Origin of the sequence: Pseudomonas sp. Pse79, from assembly GCF_024519615.1 — a bacterium.
Classification (GTDB): Bacteria; Pseudomonadota; Gammaproteobacteria; order Pseudomonadales; family Pseudomonadaceae; genus Aquipseudomonas; species Aquipseudomonas veronii.
Window position 1 is genome coordinate 1 of the sequence record NZ_JALJRR010000062.1, and the last position, 2,275, is coordinate 2,275.

Genomic DNA, 2,275 nt, shown 5'->3' on the forward strand with positions numbered 1-2,275 from the left:
CAACATCGAAGCCCGTCTCGACGTGTTGGCCTTTGAAGGCCACGAACACCTGAGCCAACCCTTCACCTATCGCGTGGAATTCACCAGCACCGAACGTGACCTCGCCGCCGAAACCCTGCTTGGCCAGGACGCCCGTTTCAGCCTGCACGCCGCCCTGCAAAAACCACCGGCCTCAGGCTTCAGCGCGCCCGCGGTCAAACCGCTGCGCACCTTGCACGGTGTGGTCACCGGCTTCAAGCGTCAGTCCGGCTCGAACGACCAGGCCCGTTATGAAATCACTCTGCAGCCGCGCCTGGCCCTGCTCGGCCAAGGCAGACAATTTCGCATCTACCAGCATCAATCCGTGCCACAGATCGTCGAAAGCATCCTGCGCAGCCGCCACGACTTTGAAGGCCAGGATTTTCTGTTCAGCCTGAAACGCGACTACCCCAGGCGCGAGCAGGTCATGCAATACGGCGAGAGCGACCTGGCCTTCATTGACCGCCTGCTCGCCGACGTCGGTATCTGGTACCGCTTCACCAGCGACGAACGCCTGGGTATCGATGTGGTCGAGTTCTGCGACGATCAGCGCCTCTACCAGTTCGACATCGCGCTGCCGTATCGCCCGCAATCCGGGTTGGGCAGCAGCGGGCAGGACGCGGTGTGGCACCTGCAATCGAACCACCAGGTGGTCGAACAACAGGTGCATATCCGCGCCTACCACCCCCGCGACGCCGGCGCCCACCTGAGCGGCGAGATCGACCAGAGCCGCGGCGCCAGCGGCACCTACGGCGAGGCCTACCACTACGCCGAGCCCTACACGACCCTCGGCGACCGGCTGGATCAGGACGAAGACCTGCTCAGTGAAAGCGGCTACTTCTACGCACGCCTGCGCCACGAGCGTTACCTCAACGCCCAGACCCAACTCAGCGGCATCACCAGCAGCGCCACGTTGGCGCCGGGGCAGGTGCTGCACATCTCCGGCGGCGCGCCCGAAGCCTTCACACCGGGCGCGGTGATCACCGGCCTGACCACCACCGCCGCCCGCGATAGCAGCTTGGTCGCGACCTTCCAGGCCATACCCTATTCAGACACCGTGTGCTTTCGCCCCGCACTGCAGCCCAAACCCCAAATCGCCGGCACCGTCCCGGCCCGCGTCACCAGCCCACAGGCCAACGACCCCTACGGCCACATCGACCTCGAAGGGCGCTACCGGGTCAACTTCCTGTTCGACCGCGACACCTGGAAACCCGGCGAAGAAAGCCTATGGCTACGCCTGGCCCGCCCCTACGCCGGAGATACCCACGGCCTGCACCTGCCGTTGATTCCCGGCACCGAAGTGGCCATCGCCTTTGAACAAGGCGACCCAGACCGGCCCTACATCGCGCACGCGTTGCACGATAGCCAGCATGTCGATCATGTGACCTTGCGTAACTACAAACGCAACGTGCTGCGTACCCCGGCGAATAACAAGCTGCGGATGGATGACACGCGGGGGCGGGAGCACGTCAAGGTCAGTACTGAGCACAGTGGTAAGAGCCAGCTGAATCTTGGGCATTTGGTGGATGGTCAGCGTAAAAAACGTGGGGAAGGGTTTGAGCTACGTACAGATGCTTGGGGGAGCATTCGTGCAGGCAAAGGGTTGTTCATCAGTGCGGATATACAGGCCAAGGCTTCTGGTGATGTGCTCACCATGGCGCCAGCCACCGATCTGGTCGCGGGAGCCACACAACAAATCGCTGACTGGCAGGCAATCGCCCAGTCTCATCGCAGTCGCAAACCCGCCATTGATGGTCTGCAACAGTTCCAGGACAACGCCAAAGACCTGAACGCCTCGGCCATCCTACTCAGTGCGCCCAAGGGCATTGGTGCGGTAACCCCTGAAAGCCTGCTGCTCAAAAGCGGCGAGGCGATGTATGTGCAAAGCAACGATGAGATCAACCTGGCTGCCGCTCAACGGCTGTCCGTCCATGCGAATCAGGCCATTTCCCTGCTTGCCCAGCAGGAAGGCATGCGCCTGGTGTCCGGCAAGGGGCCGCTGGAAATCGAATCCCACAACGACGTGTTGAATCTGATTGCCCAGCAAGACATCACCCTGCAGACCGTACAGGGGCATCTGCAACTGACGGCTAAAAACGGCATCACCTTGGCGTGTGGTGGCGGGTATATCCGCATCACACCCGGCGGCGCTATCGACATCCACACCCCGGGCAAGCTCAACCTTAAAGGCCAACACGTCTGGGAAACCACGACCAGCCAGCGCTTTCCTTTGCGTGAGTTGCCGCAGTCGGTGTGC

Annotated in this window: 1 protein-coding gene; it reads left to right on the forward strand. The window is 62.2% G+C overall.

Annotated features, from left to right (window positions below; translation table 11 throughout):
• Nucleotides 1-2,275: type VI secretion system Vgr family protein (locus tag NR164_RS30215; protein WP_256823669.1), on the forward strand; the 2,275-nt coding region annotated here is incomplete at both ends.